General features: G+C 57.5%; 15 protein-coding genes. 6 read left to right on the forward strand and 9 right to left on the reverse strand.

What is annotated here, in order from left to right:
* Positions 1-107: 107 nt before the first annotated feature.
* From KSY55_RS01755 to KSY55_RS01780, 6 genes are all read right to left on the reverse strand, one after another.
* On the reverse strand, positions 108-1,016 hold the full coding sequence (locus KSY55_RS01755; RefSeq protein ID WP_004220280.1) for a carbohydrate ABC transporter permease: 909 nt from the start codon (positions 1,014-1,016) through the stop codon (positions 108-110).
* Entirely contained in the window at positions 1,013-1,960 is a 948-nt protein-coding gene (locus KSY55_RS01760; RefSeq protein ID WP_004220281.1) for a carbohydrate ABC transporter permease, read from the reverse strand. The genes KSY55_RS01755 and KSY55_RS01760 overlap by 4 nt, the downstream gene beginning before the upstream one ends.
* A gap of 150 nt (positions 1,961-2,110) precedes the next feature.
* The gene (locus KSY55_RS01765) at positions 2,111-3,427 is read right to left on the reverse strand and encodes an ABC transporter substrate-binding protein (RefSeq protein WP_033524187.1); all 1,317 of its coding nucleotides are present in this window, start codon (positions 3,425-3,427) and stop codon (positions 2,111-2,113) included.
* 253 nt (positions 3,428-3,680) lie between these two features.
* Positions 3,681-4,697 (reverse strand): family 43 glycosylhydrolase, encoded by a 1,017-nt coding sequence (locus tag KSY55_RS01770; protein ID WP_217749459.1) that lies wholly within the window; start codon positions 4,695-4,697, stop codon positions 3,681-3,683.
* Positions 4,698-4,951: 254 nt separating this feature from the next.
* Positions 4,952-6,028, reverse strand: coding sequence for a LacI family DNA-binding transcriptional regulator (locus KSY55_RS01775; protein WP_022245262.1), 1,077 nt, complete (start codon positions 6,026-6,028; stop codon positions 4,952-4,954).
* A gap of 83 nt (positions 6,029-6,111) precedes the next feature.
* Positions 6,112-8,229 carry a family 43 glycosylhydrolase gene (locus KSY55_RS01780; protein WP_217749460.1) on the reverse strand — a complete coding sequence of 706 codons (2,118 nt, stop codon included), beginning with the start codon at positions 8,227-8,229 and terminating at the stop codon, positions 6,112-6,114.
* 101 nt (positions 8,230-8,330) lie between these two features.
* Here KSY55_RS01780 and KSY55_RS01785 point away from each other — a divergent pair, with 101 nt between their 5' ends.
* A complete protein-coding gene (locus tag KSY55_RS01785; protein ID WP_217749461.1) occupies positions 8,331-9,917 on the forward strand; it encodes a glycoside hydrolase family 43 protein in 1,587 nt (528 codons plus the stop codon).
* Entirely contained in the window at positions 9,899-11,572 is a 1,674-nt protein-coding gene (locus KSY55_RS01790) for a glycoside hydrolase family 43 protein (protein ID WP_254881819.1), read from the forward strand. Before KSY55_RS01785 ends, KSY55_RS01790 begins: the two co-directional genes overlap by 19 nt.
* A 143-nt stretch (positions 11,573-11,715) precedes the next feature.
* Here KSY55_RS01790 and leuA read toward each other — a convergent pair whose 3' ends face one another.
* Positions 11,716-13,626, reverse strand: a complete 1,911-nt coding sequence (gene leuA / locus KSY55_RS01795) for a 2-isopropylmalate synthase (RefSeq protein WP_004220294.1) — start codon at positions 13,624-13,626, stop codon at positions 11,716-11,718.
* A 198-nt stretch (positions 13,627-13,824) separates the two neighbouring features.
* Between leuA and KSY55_RS01800 the strand changes: the two genes are divergently transcribed.
* Positions 13,825-15,438 (forward strand): metallophosphoesterase, encoded by a 1,614-nt coding sequence (locus KSY55_RS01800; RefSeq protein WP_117611721.1) that lies wholly within the window; start codon positions 13,825-13,827, stop codon positions 15,436-15,438.
* A 99-nt stretch (positions 15,439-15,537) separates the two neighbouring features.
* Here KSY55_RS01800 and KSY55_RS01805 read toward each other — a convergent pair whose 3' ends face one another.
* Together KSY55_RS01805 and KSY55_RS01810 are read right to left on the reverse strand one after the other, a co-directional pair.
* Positions 15,538-16,158 (reverse strand): DUF5701 family protein, encoded by a 621-nt coding sequence (locus KSY55_RS01805; RefSeq protein WP_004220296.1) that lies wholly within the window; start codon positions 16,156-16,158, stop codon positions 15,538-15,540.
* Positions 16,159-16,335: 177 nt separating this feature from the next.
* On the reverse strand, positions 16,336-16,740 hold the full coding sequence (locus tag KSY55_RS01810; protein ID WP_034880113.1) for a hypothetical protein: 405 nt from the start codon (positions 16,738-16,740) through the stop codon (positions 16,336-16,338).
* Between the two features lie 167 nt (positions 16,741-16,907).
* On the opposite strand from KSY55_RS01810, the gene KSY55_RS01815 reads away from it, so the two are divergent.
* The 3 genes from KSY55_RS01815 to KSY55_RS01825 are packed head-to-tail and all read left to right on the forward strand — an operon-like array spanning position 16,908 to position 18,906.
* Entirely contained in the window at positions 16,908-17,600 is a 693-nt protein-coding gene (locus tag KSY55_RS01815; protein WP_055062949.1) for a DNA-binding response regulator, read from the forward strand.
* Between the two features lie 27 nt (positions 17,601-17,627).
* Positions 17,628-18,014, forward strand: a complete 387-nt coding sequence (locus KSY55_RS01820; protein WP_080789588.1) for a hypothetical protein — start codon at positions 17,628-17,630, stop codon at positions 18,012-18,014.
* On the forward strand, positions 17,932-18,906 hold the full coding sequence (locus KSY55_RS01825) for a hypothetical protein (protein WP_217749462.1): 975 nt from the start codon (positions 17,932-17,934) through the stop codon (positions 18,904-18,906). Before KSY55_RS01820 ends, KSY55_RS01825 begins: the two co-directional genes overlap by 83 nt.
* The last annotated feature ends 37 nt before the right edge of the window (positions 18,907-18,943 follow it).

The following is an 18,943-nucleotide window of genomic DNA, read 5'->3' on the forward strand; positions in this document are numbered from 1 at the left end:
CGGCCTTGTTCTATGCACCAAACGGTGCGGTTATCGAAGGAAGGAAAACAAGGTTCAATTATGGATTTTCAATTACGGATTGTTTGATCAGGCGATGAAGTTGGGCTTTACTTCATGCCGGTCATGGCGATGCCTTCGACGAAGCGCTTCTGCACCAAGAAGAAGACCACCAGCAGCGGCAGTGCGGAGATCAGGGCGCCTGCCATCACCACGCCGTACGGGGTGACGGAGGAACCGTGGCCGGTCAGCATTGCGAGGCCTGCGGTGATGGTGCGGGTCTCCGGCTTGGAAGTCATGATCAACGGCCAGAGCAGGTCGTTCCAGTTGCCCATGAAGTTGAACATGCCCACGGTGAGGATGGCCGGCACCGCGTTCGGCAGGATGATCTGCGCGAAGATGCGGAATTCGCCTGCGCCATCGATGCGGGCCGCGTTGTCGAGGTCCTTCGGAATGGAGATGAAGAACTGGCGCAGCAGGAAGATGCCGCCGACGTCGGCCATACGCGGGATGATGATGCCCCAGTAGCTGTTGATGAGGCCCATGTTGGCGAGCAGCTTGTACACCGGGATGAGCAGGGCCATGCCCGGGATCATCATGGTGGCAATCAGCACGCCGAGCAGCAGGCCACGGCCCTTGAAGTTCACACGGGACAGGCCGTAGGCGGCCAGGGAGTCGAAGAACACGGAGATGATGGTCACGGCACCGGCGAAGATGACGGTGTTGAGCATTTCTCGGCCGATCGGCAGACGTTTGAACAGCGACTGGTAGTTTTCAAGGGTGAACTGGCTCGGAATGAGCTTCGGCGGCCAGGTCTGCGTGATGGCGTTCGGGGTGAACGACACCAGCACGACGATCAGCAGCGGGAAGATCATCAGGATGGTGATGAGGATCAGTGCGAAGTAGCTGAAGCCCAGGCCGATGCGACGCTTGCGGGTCGCCTGCTTGCGAAGACGCTCGTTTTCGGCGTTGATGCGGGCATTCTCTTGCTCTTGTGCGGAAAGAGTCGCGGTGCTCATGCGATTTCCTCCTTCTCATGCTTGTTGTTGGTGTACAGCTGGATGAGGCCCACGATGAGCGTCATGATCAGCAGCACGTACGACAGTGCGGATGCGTAACCGAGCTTGCCGTTGCCGAATGCCTCGGTGTAGATGCGGTACACGATGGTTTCGGTGGCGCGTGCCGGGCCGCCGGAGGTCAGGATGAAGACCTGATCGAAGACCTGGAAGGAACCGATGAGGCCGAAGATGACCACATAGTTGAAGGTCGGGCGCAGCGCCGGAAGGGTGATGTAACGGAACTTCTGCCATGCGGAGGCGCCGTCGAGGGAAGCGGCCTCATACAGTTCGGCGGAGATGCCCTGCAGACCTGCGAGGAAGATGACCATGAAGTAGCCGAAGTTTTTCCACACGGTGATGAAGACGATGGCCGCCATGGCGGTTTCGCGGGTGCCGAGCAGATCGACGTGCGCGATGCCGGTCAGCTGCTGGATCCAGTACGGAACCAGGCCTAGCGACGGGGAGAGGATGAACTGCCATGCGATGGCGGCGACGGTCAGGGAGATGACGAACGGCAGGAACATGCAGGTACGGAAGAATCCGACGAACTTGAGGTCCTTGCGGTTGAGCAGCAGTGCGAACGCGAGTGCGACGATCACGACGATCGGAGCGTAGGCCACTGCGTAGACGAGGGTGTTCTTGACGTCGGTCCAGAAGTCGGCGCTTTGGAACAGCTTGACGTAGTTGTCGAAGCCGACGAACTTGCCGGCGCGGTTGATGCGGTCGGAAGTCAGAGACGTGATGAACGTCTTGATTGCCGGATAGAAAACGAAGATTGCGAGAACGATGAGGGCCGGTGCGGTGAACAGCAGGCCGGTGCGCAGGTTGCGGGCCTGAATCGCCTTCTTGTTCTCCTTGGCCACTGCGGAATGCGCGGATCCTGGGGCGGCAGTTGCTTGTGCCATTATCTCCTCCTTAATGCCACCAGGGATGTGTTTTTAATACAGCAAAAGGCCACGTCGCTGGCGTGAGGGCCAGCACCGTGGCCTTTTGCTGGGGTGGTGAGCGGGTCAGGCCCGCTCACTTATGTTGATTGTAGGTGAATCCCGCTTCGCTTACTCGGCGTACTCGTCGAGGTAGCCCTGGATCTGGGATTCGGCGTCGTCCAGCAGGCTCTGGATGTCGTCGTCGGTGCGGGCGGTGTTGGAGGTCAGGGTGTCGACGGAGGCGGCGATGTCGCCGAAGCCGCCCTTGAGGCCTGCGATACCGATGAAGGACTTGCTGGTGTTCTCACCGATCTTGGCGATCAGCGGACGCTCGGAGAGCTCATCGGCGGTGACGGTGGTGTTGTTCGGCGGATAGGCGGAACCGAGGGACCAGGTCACCTGGTTGTCGTGGTTGTTGTAGAACTTGAAGAAGTCGTAGATGCCCTGCTTCTTAGCGGAGTCGCCAACCTGGGAGGTGACCCACCAGTACAGACCGGTGGAGCCGGTGTTGGAACCCTTGGTGCCGTCTGGGTACACATAGGTGCCGTCACCGTTCGGAACCGGGAACAGGTCGTGGTTGATGCCCTTGTCGGTGGAGGCCTGATCCTCCCACGGTCCGACGATCACCATTGCGGACTGGCCGGATTCGAAGGATTCACGAGCAGCGGTCTCATCCATGCCGGACACGGAGTAGCCGCCCTTGTAGAAGTCACGCATCTTCTCGAGGAAGGCCTTGTTCTCCTTGGTGTTGATGGAGACCTTGCCATCGGTGGTGTAGATGCCGGAGCCGTTGCCCTTCAGGAACGGAGCCCAGCCGAGATCCGGCAAAGCGATGCCGTACTGGGAGCCATCGGACTTGGTGAGCTTCTTAGCGACTTCGAGCAGCTCATCCCAGGTCTGCGGGTAGTCGGCGTCGGTCAGGCCGGCAGCCTTCCACATGTCGGTGTTGTACCACACGGCGGTCGGCGCGTAGCCCATCGGGACGCCGCACTTCTCTTCGGAACCGTCGATGTTGAAGGTGATCTGGTCAACGACGTTCTCGATGTACTCATCGGTGCCGCTGTCCTTGTCGTCATAGAAATCGGTGACGCACTGGAAGGTGCCGTCGATGGACCAGCCTTGGCCATTGTCGGCGCCGGTGGTCACGAAGTCCGGGCCGTCGCCGGAGGTGACCTTGGTCACCATGGTCTCGCCGATGGTGCTCCACGGCTGCAGCTGGGCGTCGATCTCGTACTTGTCCTGGGACTTGTTGAAGTCGTCGACGATGGACTCGAGGGTCTTGCCATCGGCCTCAGAGAAGCCGTGCCACATCGTGATCTTGACCTTGCCGTCAGCGGTCGTCTCGGCGTCGTTGCTGCTGCCGCCGCAGGCGGACAGGCCGACGGTGGCCATCATGGCCAAGGAGGCCGCGGCCGCAAGAGCCTTGGTGCTCTTCTTGATCTTCATGGATTTCTCCTTTTCCTCTTGGTCTCCCAAGACATTTCCTCCAACCGTTGCAGTGACATTCATCAACAACCTTGTTTGCGATGTCGTTCACGCTTCGTCAGCTGCACTGCCGTTTGCAACGTTGTAATTTTGATTATACAGCTTTTTCCATCGTTGTACAAATCGGAAACACGCCGATGGAAAAGCTGTTTTCTTTATAATCTTCAATTATTCGTTTTTATTGGAATCGCAACGTTTCTTACGATTACGCAAGTCAGTTCGCTACCGGCGTTCCCGCAAGAGCGCCGCCATCGGCTGGCAGCACGTCCGTGGTGGTTGGGGTCCACAGATTGTCGGGTTCCGGCACGCCGAAGTCGGGGCCGTTCTCCGTCCACTTGACCACGCCGACACGGGCATGACGATTCGGGTCGAACAGCGGATCGCCCTTGATTTCCGTATAGTTGCGGCAGTGATAGATCATCAGGTCTTCGGAATCGTCTTCGGACTTGGTGAACGAGTTATGGCCGGGGCCGTACTGGCCGTTTTCGGCGCAGGTCTTGAACACCGGCACCGGGCTCTTGGTCCAGGAATCCTTGCTCAGCAGGTCGCTGCCGCGCTCGGCGGTCAGCAGACCGACGGCATACGGCACACCGGTGCCGGAGGCGGAATACGTGATGTAGATCTTGTTCTCGTGGAACAGGAAGGCCGGGCCTTCGTTGACGAGGAAGTCGATGCACTCCCAGTCATATTCCGGCTTGGAGAGCATGACGGGCTCGCTTTCCAGCGTCCACGGGTTGGCCATCTTGGCGATGTACAGATTGGAGTTGCCTTCGATGGCGGGATCTTTCTGGGCCCAGACCAAGTACTGCACGCCGTCGATCATCTCGGTGGTGGCGTCGAGCGCGAAAGAGTCGATCGGGGTGACGATCTGACCCTTTTCCACCCAGTTGTCGGTGGTGGGGTCGTCATCGGTGTTCTCCAGCACGAACATGCGGTGGGTCGGTAGGCCGGAGGCCTCGAAATCCGTTGCGGCGCCTGCGAAGTAGATGTACCAAGCGCCATTGATGCGGTGCAGTTCCGGCGCCCAAATATAGATGCTCGCCGGTCCGGACTCATGCTTGCGCCACACCACCGTTTCGGGGGCTTTCTGCAGGTCGTTGATGTTCGATGCGTGACGAATGGCGATGCAGTTGTATTCCGGGTCGGAGCCAGTGAAGTAGTACTCGCCGTCAACTTTGAGGACCCAAGGATCTGCGCGCTGAAGCACGATCGGATTGTTGTAAACAGCCATGTCTATTCCTTTTCAATCCGCTGTTCCAGTAATTTACAACGTTGAATATATCACTATTACAACGTTGTAACAAATCGGAGGAACGCACCGCGTGTTTCTCGCATCCGACTCCTCGGAAGAATCGAATCGCAGTACCCGGCAACAGACAATCGCCAGAAAGGGAAAACAAAAACCTCGGCACCGGCAATCCGTAAAAAACCGGACGCAAGCGCCGAGGCACCAATTACTTCCTTCCTTCCAAAAGAAGAGGAAGATCACACCACCAAGGAATTCGTGGGCAGCTTGGTGGACTGACGCACTACCAACGACGACGAAACCTTGCGGAACACCTTCTGCTCCGGCTTGAGATCCTTCGACGGCGAAACCCCGTCGATACGATCCTTCAGCAATTTCACCGACAGACGCGCCACCGCCTCAAGACCGGGAGCAATCGACGTCAACGCAGGAGACAAATACTGCGAATCGTCGGAATTATCAAAACCGATCACCGAAATATCTTCGGGAATGCGCAGATTGTGCATCTGGATCGCATGCATCACACCGGAGGCGAGCATGTCGTTCAGCGCGACGACGCCGTCGGGAACCACGCCGGAATCAAGCAGCGCGTTCATCACGCGCACGCCATCGCTACGATGCCACATGCCCGACTCGACCACCAAACGCTCGTCGAATTCGACGCCGGCCTCCTCCAACGCCTCAAGGTAGCCCTGATAGCGCAGCGCGGCGGAGCCGACCTTCTCACCCGGATGCACGCCGACCACGGCCACGCGCTTGCAGCCGGTCTGCAGCAGATACGACGTGGCGCGCTTGGCACCTTCCACGTTTTCCGTGGCGATATGGTCCACCTTGTCGGTGAAGATGCGTTCGCCGACAAGCACCAGCGGGTAGTCCACGTCCAGCTGGTCGACGTCGTCCTGGTCAAGCTCCAGCGGGCTGTAGATCAGGCCGTCGATCATCGTCTGCTGGGAGCCGTGCAACGCCTCAATCTCGCCTTCGCGCGAGTATTGCGTCGGCTCGACGATCACGCGCAGGCCCAGCTTCTTGGCCTCTTCGATGACCAGCGACGAAAGCTGCGCGAAGTACGGCATCTGCAGATCGGGAATGGCGAGGCCGATGATGCCGGTCTGTCCCCTGCGCAGATTGCGCGCGGACACGTTCAGCGTGTAGCCGAGCTCGTCGATGGCCTTGTTGACCTTGTCTCGCGTGGCCTGCGACACGAACTCGTAGTCGTTGACCACATTCGACACCGTTTTGATCGATACGCCGGCCGCCTTCGCGACCTCGCGCATGGTCACCACGTGCTCGCCGTTGGCGCCATTCTGCTTCGGCATGTCAACCCCTTTTCACCAAAAACGTCTCATACATTCGGCCCCAACACCGGCTTTCGCCCCTTGCGGCGCTGAAGCCAACAAAATCAGCCTTTATTGCCGGAAACCACGATTTTCATCGTTATATCAGCATAGTCCGGATTGAGCTCTTCCGCCGCCTGCATGTCCAGTATCGGCATACCCTCCTTGGACCAGTGCACGCGGCGCACCTGGGCGTCGCGGCCGCCATACCGTCCATTCTCGTATTCCGCATTGTGAAATACATAGATGAGATTGCCGTCCTCGTCGTTGGACCACATGCCATGGCCGGTGCCAAGCTGCCATTGCCCGTTGTATACTCCGGATTTCTGCAGCGGATAGTCGAGCTTCGTCCACACGTTCGGATCGGTCAGATCGGCGTCCTGCCCGGCCGGAGCGGTGACCAGACCGGTGGTGTAGTCAATGCCGACCAGCGAGCCGGAATAAATCAGGTAGATCGTGCCATCATGCACGATGGCGTTCGGACCTTCGGCGATCATATTGTTCCACGCGAATTCCGGCACAACGACCTGCTTCGGCTCGCAGGTAAGCCGTTCCGGACGGGCCGGATCGAAGCTGGCGATCCAAATGCTGCCGACCTGCTGCCACGCGTAATACCAGCGGCCGGAATCGCTGATGACGGTCATGTCGAGCGAGATACGTTGGATGGGATTGAGCACGCCGCCGGTCGGTGTGAGAATCGGCTTCGGCACCGTCCAGTTTTCGGGTTCGCGCGGATCGAAATCCGTGCCGTCGGAATGCTGCTTGAGCTGCATGATATGGCAGCTGCCCGTCCACATGTCCGGCTTGCCCGCGCGATCGTTGGGCGTGCCGTCTGGATTGGTGGCCGGCCCATCGAAGCATGGCATGAAGAGCACCGACAGTTTTCCATCGATGACATGCAGTTCCGGCGCCCAGAAGCAGCCGGTCATGGCACGTCCTTCAGCGTTGTAATCACCGCATTTGAGCAGATCGATTTCCTTGGCACGGCCGCCCGCCGCGTCGGAAAGCGCTTCGATGGAGTCGGCGATGCGCAACGGCATATGCGTGGCGCCATCGTTCGGATCGACGCAGTTGCCGTCGGTATCGTCGGTGGCGATGAACATGAACATCGGCTTGCCGTTGAAATTCCAAGCGAACACCGACGGGTCCGCACGCTCCACGGCAAATGGCACCGGGTATACGGTTTGGCGGATGCGGCCGCTCACCGTGCGCGTGTCGCCCGGCTGGAGCTTGCCTTCGGCGGCGTCCTGCGCAATCGCCTCAAGTTCGTCTTTGTTCCAATCCACGGCACGGGTGGCACCGGAACCGTCGCTGTAGACGAGATCGGCGCGGACCTTGGCGAGTGTCTGCACGGCTTCACAGGCCGCTTCCCTGCTTGCCGTCATGTCGATATGCTGCGTCGCCACCGATGTTTCAACGTTGTAAATACGACCGAATCGTTCGATCAGTTTCGACGCTTCTTCTTCAGTGACGGCAATCACGTTGCCAGGAACGGCATTGGGAATATTGCAATCGCAGGAACGGCTTGATTCCGCCGTTACCACAGCTTCCGCAATATCGATCGACTCGCCGGATTCGGCCGCGGCGACAATATCGGCAACGGTCGCGACATACGATTTGCCGTCGTTCGACGTCCAGGAAATCACATAACGGGAGGCGTCCGCGTCGAATGCGACAGACGGACGATTGACGCCACCGCCGGTACGCAGCATCACCAGTCCAAGCTGCGTGAAGGAGGTCAGATCGTCGCTGACGGCCAACAGGAACGCCGATTCCTCGGAACCATCCGGCGCTCCTCCACGCTCGGTACGGGTGGCGGCGATTGCGAATCCACCGCCTTTCATGCGGAACAGGTACGGATCCTTCAACGATTTCAACGTGATATCGATGCCGGGCATCACCGCGCCGTACGCAACGGCATCGGTGGCTGGGCGTGGCGTGTCGAACGGATCGGCAGCGACCGGCGCAGCTGCGACGCACGCGCGACGAGCCTCGGCGGTGGCGGCCTGAATGGGTACGCCGGCGGCGAAGAAGATGCCGTAATTCTCGTTCAACGGCTTCCATTCCGCGGTTTCGCTCGCACGCAACGCCAGATGCATGCTGTAGGCGATGTCTTCATTATTCGCCTCTTCACGGCCGGTGGCTTCGCGCGTGTAGCACAGCAATTCGTAGGAACTCGACATCGAGAAACCCCTTATGATTCGACTTTTCTTTACAACGTTGTACACTATACAAGAAATTACATCGTTGTACAAATCAATGTCATCCGCAAGGAAGGGGAAAAATGAAATTCCGTACAACAGCAAAGCAGATCGCGTCAGGCATCATCGCCGCAGCCATGCTGGTCGGAACGCTCGCCGGATGCTCCGGCAATTCGACGAAGCAATCGTCCGCATCGTCGAAAGCCGAAACCAGCACCGCCAGCATCAAGCGCGGCGAATCGCATGATCCCTCCATCGTCAAAGCCAACGGAAAATACTATATTTTCGGCTCACATCGCGCTTGGCTCAAAAGCGACGATCTGATCAACTGGAGCACCTTCACCAACAATCTGAGCACCGACTACGAGAAGATCTTCAAAGACATTTGGGACGGCTGGGCGAAGCAGTCCTCCAATCCTGACGTCAAAGGCAACATGTGGGCACCGGACGTGATCTGGAACGAGACCATGGGCAAGTGGTGCATGTACATGTCGATCAACGGCGCGAACTACCGTTCTGTGATCGTGTTGCTCACCGCCGACGACATCGAAGGCGATTGGACGTACGTTGGCCCGGTGGTCTATTCCGGCTTCGAACGCGTGAACGTGAAGAAGACCGACGTGCCGCAGGTGCTTGGCGAGGATGCCGACATCACCCGTTACACTTCGCAGACCGACACCGGCATCAACGCCATCGACCCGTGCGTGAAAACCGATGACAACGGCGACATGTGGATGACCTTCGGCTCCTGGTTCGGCGGCATGTGGATGTTCAAGCTCGACTCGGCGACCGGCCTGCGCGACTACAACTCCACCTACCCCACCGAAGCGAACAAGTCCGACGCCTACTATGGCGTGAAGCTCGGCGGCGGCTTCGGCAACTCCGGCGAAGGCTCCTACCTGCTGCACGACAACGGCTACTGGTATCTATTCGCCTCCTACGGCGCGCTGCAGCAGACCGGTGGCTACCAGATCCGCATGTTCCGCTCCAAGGACATCACCGGCCCGTACGTTGACGAAGCCGGCAACACCGCGATTTCCACCAAGGCCATCGGCAACAACTGGCAAAGCGACATCGGCGAGCGCCTGATGAGCTCGATCCAGTGGAGCGGCAACGACAACGCGAACATCGAGGTCTCCCAGGGCCACAATTCCGCGTTCGTTGACGACGACGGCACCGCTTACCTCGTGTACCATACCCGTTTCTCCGGTTCCGGCGAAAAGCATGAGGTGCGCGTGCACGAGCTGCTGCCGACCTCCGACGGATGGCTGGTGGCCGCACCGTACGAATACACGGGCACCAAGGCCGACAAGAAGGGCTACAAGACCGCCGACATCGCCGGCGATTACGAGATGGTGACGCACGACAAGTCCAGCTATTTCAAGGGCCCGAAGAAGGTCACCGATAAGACGAGCACCGTCTATCGCGGCGTGAACAAGCCCATCAACATCACCCTGAAGGAAGACGGCACCGTGACCGGCGACCAGACGGGCACTTGGGAGGCCGTGGAAGGCGCCAACCAGATGACGCTTAAGCTCACCGGCGACGAGGGCGAAGTCACGTATTCCGGCGCGTTCGACAAGCTTCCGCGAGACAAGGATCGCAAGGCAGTCATGACCTTCAGCGCTCTGGGCACGAACAATCTGTGCATTTGGGGGTCGCAGAAGTGAGTGAAAACGGCACAACAACCGTGAATGCTGCAGTGCAATCGTCTGCAGAACCACTATCTGCGGCACCGGCCACCTCGCCCAACGGCATCGAGCACACGCTCGCCAACGGTCGGGTGGCCGTGCACGATCCCGCAATCGTCGAGGAAAACGGTGTCTACTATCTGTTCGGCACGCATCGTCGGTGCGCGCGCAGCACGGATATGGTGCATTGGGAGCGGTTCGATAACAATCTGAGCCGCGACCCGTACGCGCTGCTCGGCGATATTTGGCAGGCATGGCCGAAACAGGATTCCAATCCCGACCTGCTCGGCAACACGTGGGCGCCCGACGTGATCTGGAACGAGACCATGGGCAAGTGGTGCATGTACCTGTCGGTGAACGGCGACCAGTTCCGCTCGGTGATCGTGCTGTTGACCGCCGACCATGTGGACGGCGACTGGACGTACGTGGGGCCGGTGGTATATTCCGGTTTCGACGAGAGCAACCTGTGGAACACCGACGTGCCGAAAGTGCTGGAACTTGAGCCCAAAACCGATGGCACCGTCGGCTATGACCTGACCCGCTACCTGTCGCTCAAAGACACGCGCATCAACGCCATCGACGCGGCGCCCGCATTGTGCGAGCACGGCGAAATGTGGATGAGTTTCGGTTCATGGTTCGGCGGCATCTGGATGTTCAAGCTCGATCCGGAAACCGGCTTGCGTGATTATTCCGTGCGATACCCGCTGGTCAAGGATTCCTCCGATCCTTATTACGGCGTGAAAGTGGCCGGAGGCTACTGGAATTCCGGCGAAGGATCGTACTTCATTCGTGAAAACGGATGGTGGTATCTGTTCATGTCGTACGGCTGGCTTGGGCGCACCGGCGGATATCAGATTCGTCTGTTCCGTTCAAAATCGCTGCTTGGCCCGTACGTGGACCAGAACGGCAATCCCGCGATTTCGTACGGTGAGATTCCCGACAATCAGGAGCGCGGCACCGGCATTCGATTGACGTCTTCCGTACAGTGGGATGGCGGTCCGGCAGAACTTGCCGATGTCGAAGTCTCGCAGGGGCATAATTCCGCCATTCGTCGGTCGAAGGACGGTCGCATGTTCCTCGTCTACCACACCCGTTTCGCGGAACGCTTTAGCGAGGGCGATGATGAAGATTACGAATCTCACGTACGCGAATTACTGCCGACTTCCGACGGCTGGCTGGTTGCGGCACCATACGAATACCGCGGTTCCGTTGCCGTCGCGCCGACCGGCATTGCCGATATCACAGGCGATTACAACGTTGTACTGCATGATCAGCATACGTTCTTCAACGGCAAGCAAGAGAATGATGGCACGTACGTTGGCATCAATCGTCCGACGCGATATACGTTCCATGAGGACGGGCGGATCACCCGGGGTGAAATCGTAAGTTTCTTCGATACTCCCGACGCGAATCTGCCGAGGTCGACGGACGGGCCGATCACCTGCGGATCGTGGAAACCGCTTTCCGGCGCCGTGAACGGATTCAACTGTTGCGCAAGCGACGCGGAAATCCGATTGGACGACGTGACCTACATTGCACGGTTCGCAACACTCCCCCGCGAGATCGACGGCAAGCCGGTCATGACGTTCTCCGCAATCGGCAACAATGTCTGCATTTGGGGATCGCAATCCTGAATTTCCGAGTTTCCGAATAATCCGGAAAAACTGGAAAATCCGGAAACTCGGGAATCCTATGAAATCAAAAAGCAAAGGGCTTGTGACGTACTCGCAAGTACATCACAAGCCCTTCAGCTACGAGAACCGAAAACCCGCGGAAATCAGCGCTCGGAACGGTTGATGGCCGAAATAATGGCCTTCAGCGAGCTGGTGACGATGGACGTGTCAATGCCGACGCCCCACACGATCCGCGGATCCTCTTCCTCACCGATCTGGCATTCCACGTAGGAGGCGGCCATGGCGTCGGTGCCGACGGACATGGTGTGCTCCACGTAATCCATCACGGAAGCCTCGATGCCGAAGTTGCTCAGCGCGTTCAGGAAAGCGGCAAGCGGGCCGTTGCCCATGCCGGAAACCTCACGCTCCACCGGCTCATCAACGCCGACGTTCACGCCACGGTCAAGAATCCTGGCCTTCAGCACGGTATCGGAACCATCTTCACCGGACGACACCGACACCTTCAGCAGCTTCAGACGGCCCCACTGCTCGAGGGAGTCGTCCTTGCTATCGCCGACCACGGCACCAGCCGCAGTAGCGCCGGACTCTTCGACCGGCAGATACTCGTCCTTGAACAGACGCCAAATATCCTCGTCCTTGACTTCCTTCTTGGTCTCATCGGCGTACGCCTGCACAACCTTGTCGAACTCGACCTGCAGACGCTTCGGCAGATCAAGATTGTGGTTGGTCTTCAGCAGGTAGGCCATGCCGCCCTTGCCGGACTGGGAGTTCACGCGGATGATGGCCTCGTACGTGCGGCCGATATCCTTCGGATCGATCGGCAGGTACGGCACCAGCCACACGAAGCTGTCCAAATCGGCACCGGCACGATCGGCGGCCACCTGACGAGCCTCAAGACCCTTCTTGATGGCATCCTGGTGAGAACCGGAGAAGGCGGTGAACACGAAATTGCCGGCATACGGGTGACGCTCGGAAATCTTCAGCTGGTTGCAGTACTCAACCGTCTTGCGAATCTCAGGAACGTTGGAATAATCGATCTGCGGATCGATGCCCTGCGTGAGGAAGTTCAGACCAAGCGTGACCAGATCGACGTTGCCGGTGCGCTCGCCGTTGCCCAGCAGGCAGCCTTCGACACGATCGGCGCCGGCAAGCACGGCCAGCTCGGTGGCGGCCACGCCCATGCCCTCGTCGTTGTGCGGGTGCAGCGACAGCACCACGGCGTCGCGCGGCACCAGATTGTTCGACACGTATTCCACCTGATCGGCGAACACGTTCGGCGTTGTCATTTCCACCGTTGCCGGCAGATTGATGATCATCGGATGCTCCGGAGTCGGCTTGATGACGTCGATCACCGCATTGCACACCTCAACGGCGTACTCCGGCTCGGTGCCGGTGAAGGATTCCGGAGAATACTCGTAATACAGGTCGATGCCCTGGGCTTCGCCCTCAAGCTCCTTGCACAGGGTGGCCGCGTCGGTGGCGAGCTTCTTGATGCCGGCTTTATCCTTGCGGAACACGACCTCACGCTGCAGCACGGACACGGAGTTATAGAAGTGCACGACGGCGCGCTTGGCACCCTTCAGGCACTCGTAAGTCTTGCGAATCAGGTGCTCGCGAGCCTGCGTCAGCACCACGATCGTAACATCGTCAGGAATGAGCTCACGCTCGATCAGCATACGAATGAAATCGTAATCGGTTTCGGAAGCCGACGGGAAGCCGACCTCGATCTCCTTGAAGCCCAACGACACCAGCAGATTCCAGAAACGCAGCTTGCGCTCGGAATCCATCGGGTTGACGAGGGCCTGGTTGCCGTCACGAAGATCGACGGAACACCAACGCGGTGCACGCTGCAGTCGCTTGCCCGGCCACGTACGCTCCGGGTAATCAAACGGCACCTGCTTATCGTATGCGACGTACTTGTTGTACGGCATCTTGCTGGGCTTTTGCGGAGCTCCAATATAACGCGCCGGAGGCAGCAGCGGGTCGTTGTTCCCTCCGTTGGACGCTGCAGCCACTGCCGCGAGATCAAACACTGAAGATTGATCCTGACCCATCACTCCTCCTTATCTGTAAAGCTGGGCAGGCCTTCTGCCGGCCCACATTGTTACGTGCATGTTACCTACCTGCACTGCCGCCCATAGTAGCGGCAACCAATCCCATATATCGCCGGCATTCCGCCATATGACGGACAGACCACGATTTTCGTCTCTTTTTCACCTCATATCCAAATTTGCCGCATTACAGTGAGCATCATGACCTTGCGATTCAACAGCGACGGCACCTTCCGTGTGCTGCAGATGGCCGATATTCAGGACGGACCAAACGTGCGCGAAGACACGATCCGTCTCATCGAAGCCGCCATCAAGAAAACGCATCCCGATCTGATCGTCTTCACCGGCGACCAGATTCGCGGATACGACCCCGCGTACATCGACACGTTCCTGCGCCGTCGCGGAGAGCAGCCGGGCACGCACATACGAGCGGTCACCGAAATCGAAGCGAAAATCCGCGGCATCAAACGACATCCCTTCACCAAAGCGTTGCTCGAACAGCCCCCGACCGACGACAATTGGATGATCGACGGCATCGGCACCGACTCGCCGAAACTCGTGAAACGCAACAAACGCGACGGGCGCAACGGATCCGCCAACAAGCTTGAATCATGGGCGCAATCCATCAATCGCGCGACCGCCGCGACCATACTCGACAGCACGCGGCAGAAAGTACGAGACACGTTCGCAGCATTCCTTGGACCTGCATTGGAAGCGCGAATCCCCTTTGCCGCAACCTACGGCAACCACGATTTCCAGTGCGGCATTCTCGCCGACGAACAGGATGACCTCTACCGAGAGTTTTCCGGTTGCATGAATCCCGTTGCCGGGTCGTCTCCTTTGGCGCTCGAACCAGGCACGTTTGCGATTCCGATCGAGGCTTCCGACGGGTCTGGGCGCATTGCGATGAGCGTGATGATGGTGAATTCCGGCGATTATGCGGATAATGCGTTTGACGGCGATCGCAGTAATTCCGGCGATCGCGAGCATGCTGGGGATACTGGAAATGCTGGCAAATCTGGCGATACTTCCGGAAATACTGGAAATGCTGCAGGAGGACGGGAATCGCTGACATCCTACGCAAAATACGCGTCGAATTCGCGCGGATGGGATTTGGCCGATTCCGACGGCTATGGCACGCCTTCGCCGGAAGCGATCGAATGGCTGAAGCAAGTGCAACGCGAGTTGGGCGAGCGCAATGGCGACGGTTTGGCGGTTCCGGCGATCGCGTTCCAGCATATTCCGCCGCAGGAGTTCTACGATTGCCTGCGCGAAGTGCCCGCATACACGCCGAATGCGGTGGAGGGTGCGCGAACGTTCGCAGGGCATTGCTATGTGTTGAATCGTGACGTGTGCAGACCTGGCTCGAGGCTTGGCGAGGCGATCGGCTGTGCGGATGAGAACGTTGGCGAAGTGCAGGCATTGCGCGATGCGGGCGGCTATTTCGCGCTGTTCTGCGGGCATGACCACAAGAACGCGTTCGTCGGGCACGTGCATGACATTGATCTTGGCTACGCGCCGACCTGCGGCTTTGAATGCTATGGTCCGAAATCGCGGCTGCGAGGCATTCGACTGTTCGAATTCCGCGAAAACAATCCGGTCAGCTACGTGACGCGCATGCTCACGTGGGGCGACTTGATCGGGCGCTACTCCAGCAACGAATTGCGTGTGTTCTTCGAAGACCATTGCGTGACCGATCTGATCGGCATCCGCAACGAATTGCGCCGCCCGCAGGTCACCGCCACACTGCTGGGCATCGGATCGGTAATGTGCGCCGCAGCCGGCCACGCCATCGCCAAACTATTCAAGCGCTAGGTGCGGCGACGCAAGGCGTGGCCGTCGCAACAGTCGGACAATCGCCAATCTGTGGAATGCGGAAAATCTGTGGAAAATCTGCGAAATATCAGCAGAACATCAATGGAACAGGCTGACGCCGCGACGAGACACGCAAAACGCGTTGCCAAGCCAAGTATGACGGGAATTCGGCCATACCGCACCCAATCGAGGCGCATTCTGGCTCATCCAAATACTCGGCACACGACCATCCGCGGAACGCGATCCCAACAAATTGAAACCGTTCTTCTCCAACAACCATTCCGGATGCTGCGTGGCAATCGCAAGACCCTCTTCCAACGTAAGCGGCAAACGCTCGTCGGAATCGATCAGCTTGCGCGCCACATCGGGCTCTCGATTGATGTAGCACGTTCCCGTATGCGGCTCGACCACCAGGTAAAACGGACCTTCCGGAGGTTCGAAACCATCCTGCGGAAGAAAACTGGCGATATCGCGCGGCGGCATCGTGGTGAAACCAGCCATACGGTTGATCGACGTACGCGCGATCAACGATTCCGGGGAAACCAACTCGCGCGTAGGCACCAACAGAATCTGCGTGCCCAAATCGGAATCCTCCAACGCACGGATGAGCGGGCGCGCCAAAGCACGGAACGCGGCGGCCGACATATCGGCCACATCCGGGTAGCCCAACGCCACGATACGGTCCAATTGCTTCTGCGCTTCTTCTGATGCCTTCGACATGTCTACCAGTGTACGCGAGCGCTCCGTCCAAAGTATGAAGCCGCCTCACGATCTTTGAATCGACCTCACGATTCCGTGATTTCGTCGCACAATCTTGAAGCTCCGTCTGCACAACTCGCGATTTGCGGTCTTTTCGCGACTTGTGCAATACGAAACCACGGGTTGCGTAGTAGGCGGTCACAACTTTGTATTGTCAGTATTGCCCGTATCGTCATCTTTCGCCCAGCTGAAGGCGATTACGGCGATCGCGGCAATATTGAGCACATTGCTGATGATTTCGACATTGGATGCCGAGAGAAGACCGGCAATGGTGATGTGCGAATATTTCAATCCCAACACGAGCCAATCCAGCGCGCAAATGGTGGTAGTGCAGATAATGAACAGCGGCGGGTAGCTGCGCGAAAGTCGCACGAATGCGATGACCATCAGTCCCAAAACGCACCACAGCGCAATCCACAGATGCGTCCCCAATGGCAGCGAGGCCTGCGTTTGCGCGGGAAGTCCGGTTACGATCTCCAATCCGCAGATGAGTGCCGCGACGGTAACGAAATACACGATCCACTGAACTGTCTGCCGAATCATCTTCAACCCCCTTACTTGAGCCACGCCACCTGATATAGCCTGCGTCAGCACTTGCGCTCCATCGCGGCGTAGCTCAAGTTCGTGCTTCGCGAAGCAAAGAATCAAGTGCGATTACAGAAAAAATGGAGTCCGGAGGCTGAGGTGGTTCGGAGCGTTATTATGGGGGTATGGTTCCGAAGAACTGCGACGATGGCGTCAATGTGGGGATTCTTGATAATGACGCATGCGCGTTGGAGATGATGCGGCTTCTGCTGCAACGGTCCGGCAGCTCGATGCATGTTGTTTGGACTGGCATGACGGCGCAACGCACGCTGGAACGGGTGACGTTCGAACAAAGTGCGGACTCGCTGTCAAAAGCCAATGTTCTTGTTATGAATCTTGCGTTGAACGGTATTTCCGGCGTCGATGTGTACCGGCAAATCAGGTGCCGCAATGCATCGTTGGGTATTGTCGGCGTGAACTCGTATCCGCTGGACCAATATCGTCAGCAGCTTGCTTCCGCCGGGGCTCAAGGGTTGTTCTCCAGGCGGGATATCTTCTCACCGGCTTTTGCAAAAGCTATTCGGGAGGTGGCTTCGGGAAAACGCGCCGATTGCCCGGGCGATTTTCTTTCAGCGAGAGAATCTTATGAGCATCTTCGCATCGTTTCCGAAAAAGACGAACGGATTATTTCCAAGCGAGAACTCAACATACTTTCTATGTATACAAAAGGATTAACTACTGAAGAAATCGGAAAATATCTCAATATTTCGTGCGGAACAGCGCTTTCTCATGTTCATCATGCTTCGAAAAAATTAGGTGTGAGCAAGCGGATCGAAGCTATACGCTTTTGCCCGCAACATCATCTTATTCAAGAATAAAATAGGTAAAATTCAGAAAGTGCTGCCATGGTCGACAGTGCACTGAAAATCATCCGCAATCGAAAATATCTCTTAATTCTTATCGCAACTTGTTTGATAATGCATTGCTGTGCACTAGCTGATTTGCTTCTCCAAGCGAATGTCAGCATGAATCTCATAAATATTTTTCTGATAATTATTTCGCTGATTCCACTTGGTATTATTGCTTTTCTGCCTCGATGCGGCAGTTGGATAATTCTTGCCATTTGGTACGTTTCGCTATTCCCCTGCGATTTGTGGAATCCTCTGCCGGAGGAATACATGATGTCATGCATGATGGCGATTGGGGCGCTTGGTTATTGTCATCTTGGGCAAAAGTTTGGCGGCTGCCGCTGTGGTGGCGGGAATGAGCTGGCTATTGCCTGCAATGGATGACAGGAAAACTGTTTCCGCGAATGTTATTTCTTCACAGGAATTGTTGTACATGGTTGCGTTGCTGGTTTTGGCTGCGCTGATCGGCGGTTTTATTCGGCAAAGTCAGGCTCAGGCGGAATTGCATGGCCTGCTTCAGCGGCAGCGTGAGAATCTTGAGATTGCACATGCCCTGCATGATTATATTTCCAACGATATAACCGATGCTTCATTGCTGCTTGGGCAGGCGCAAGAAGGCGATTTCACTCGCATTGCAGACGCGATGCAGTGCTTCGATGATGCTTCGGCGCGTTCGCATGAGCTTATTGCGCGACTTGAACCTACGCAATTTTCCGAAAAGCCGCCGCACGACGCGATATCGTACGCCACAGTTCCAAAACGTTCTTCGGCCGCCGTTTCTGGTGAGATCATGCTTAATGAATTACGGCAGACCGTGAGCGAAAAACAGGCAAATCTGACCGCGCTTGGTCTCGACGGAATAGTGTTGCTGCCAGAGATGATTCCCGGCAGCGATGATGTCGTCACTGAGCATCTTCTTCTAGGATTGGCGAGGGAACTTTTTCGAATATTGCCAAGTATGCCGACGCTCATTTTGCATACGTTCTTACAATTGAAGTTTCGTGTGACGAGTATGCGGTCAGGCTGCGCAATGCCATTGCCGCCAAACCTTCCGCGGTTTTGGATGGCACTGGTCTTTCTCGCTTCCGCAACCAGCTTGTGGAACATGGAGGTGAATTGCTTGCCGGCGTTCAAGAGGAAAATGAGATGTGCTGGTGGGTTATGGAGGCGCATATTCCCCGAAAAGCCAATGTATAAGGCGCTTCATTTCGGTTTCCGTGAGATTCCCGGTTCCGCCAGCGCGTTCAAGCCGATACCCCAGTCTGAAACAATCTGATTGTGCACCTGACAGTTGTTTTGTGTGGCAAAATGCC

It is taken from the genome of Bifidobacterium sp. MSK.13.1, from assembly GCF_019131435.1.
Taxonomy (GTDB): Bacteria; Actinomycetota; Actinomycetes; order Actinomycetales; family Bifidobacteriaceae; genus Bifidobacterium; species Bifidobacterium pseudocatenulatum.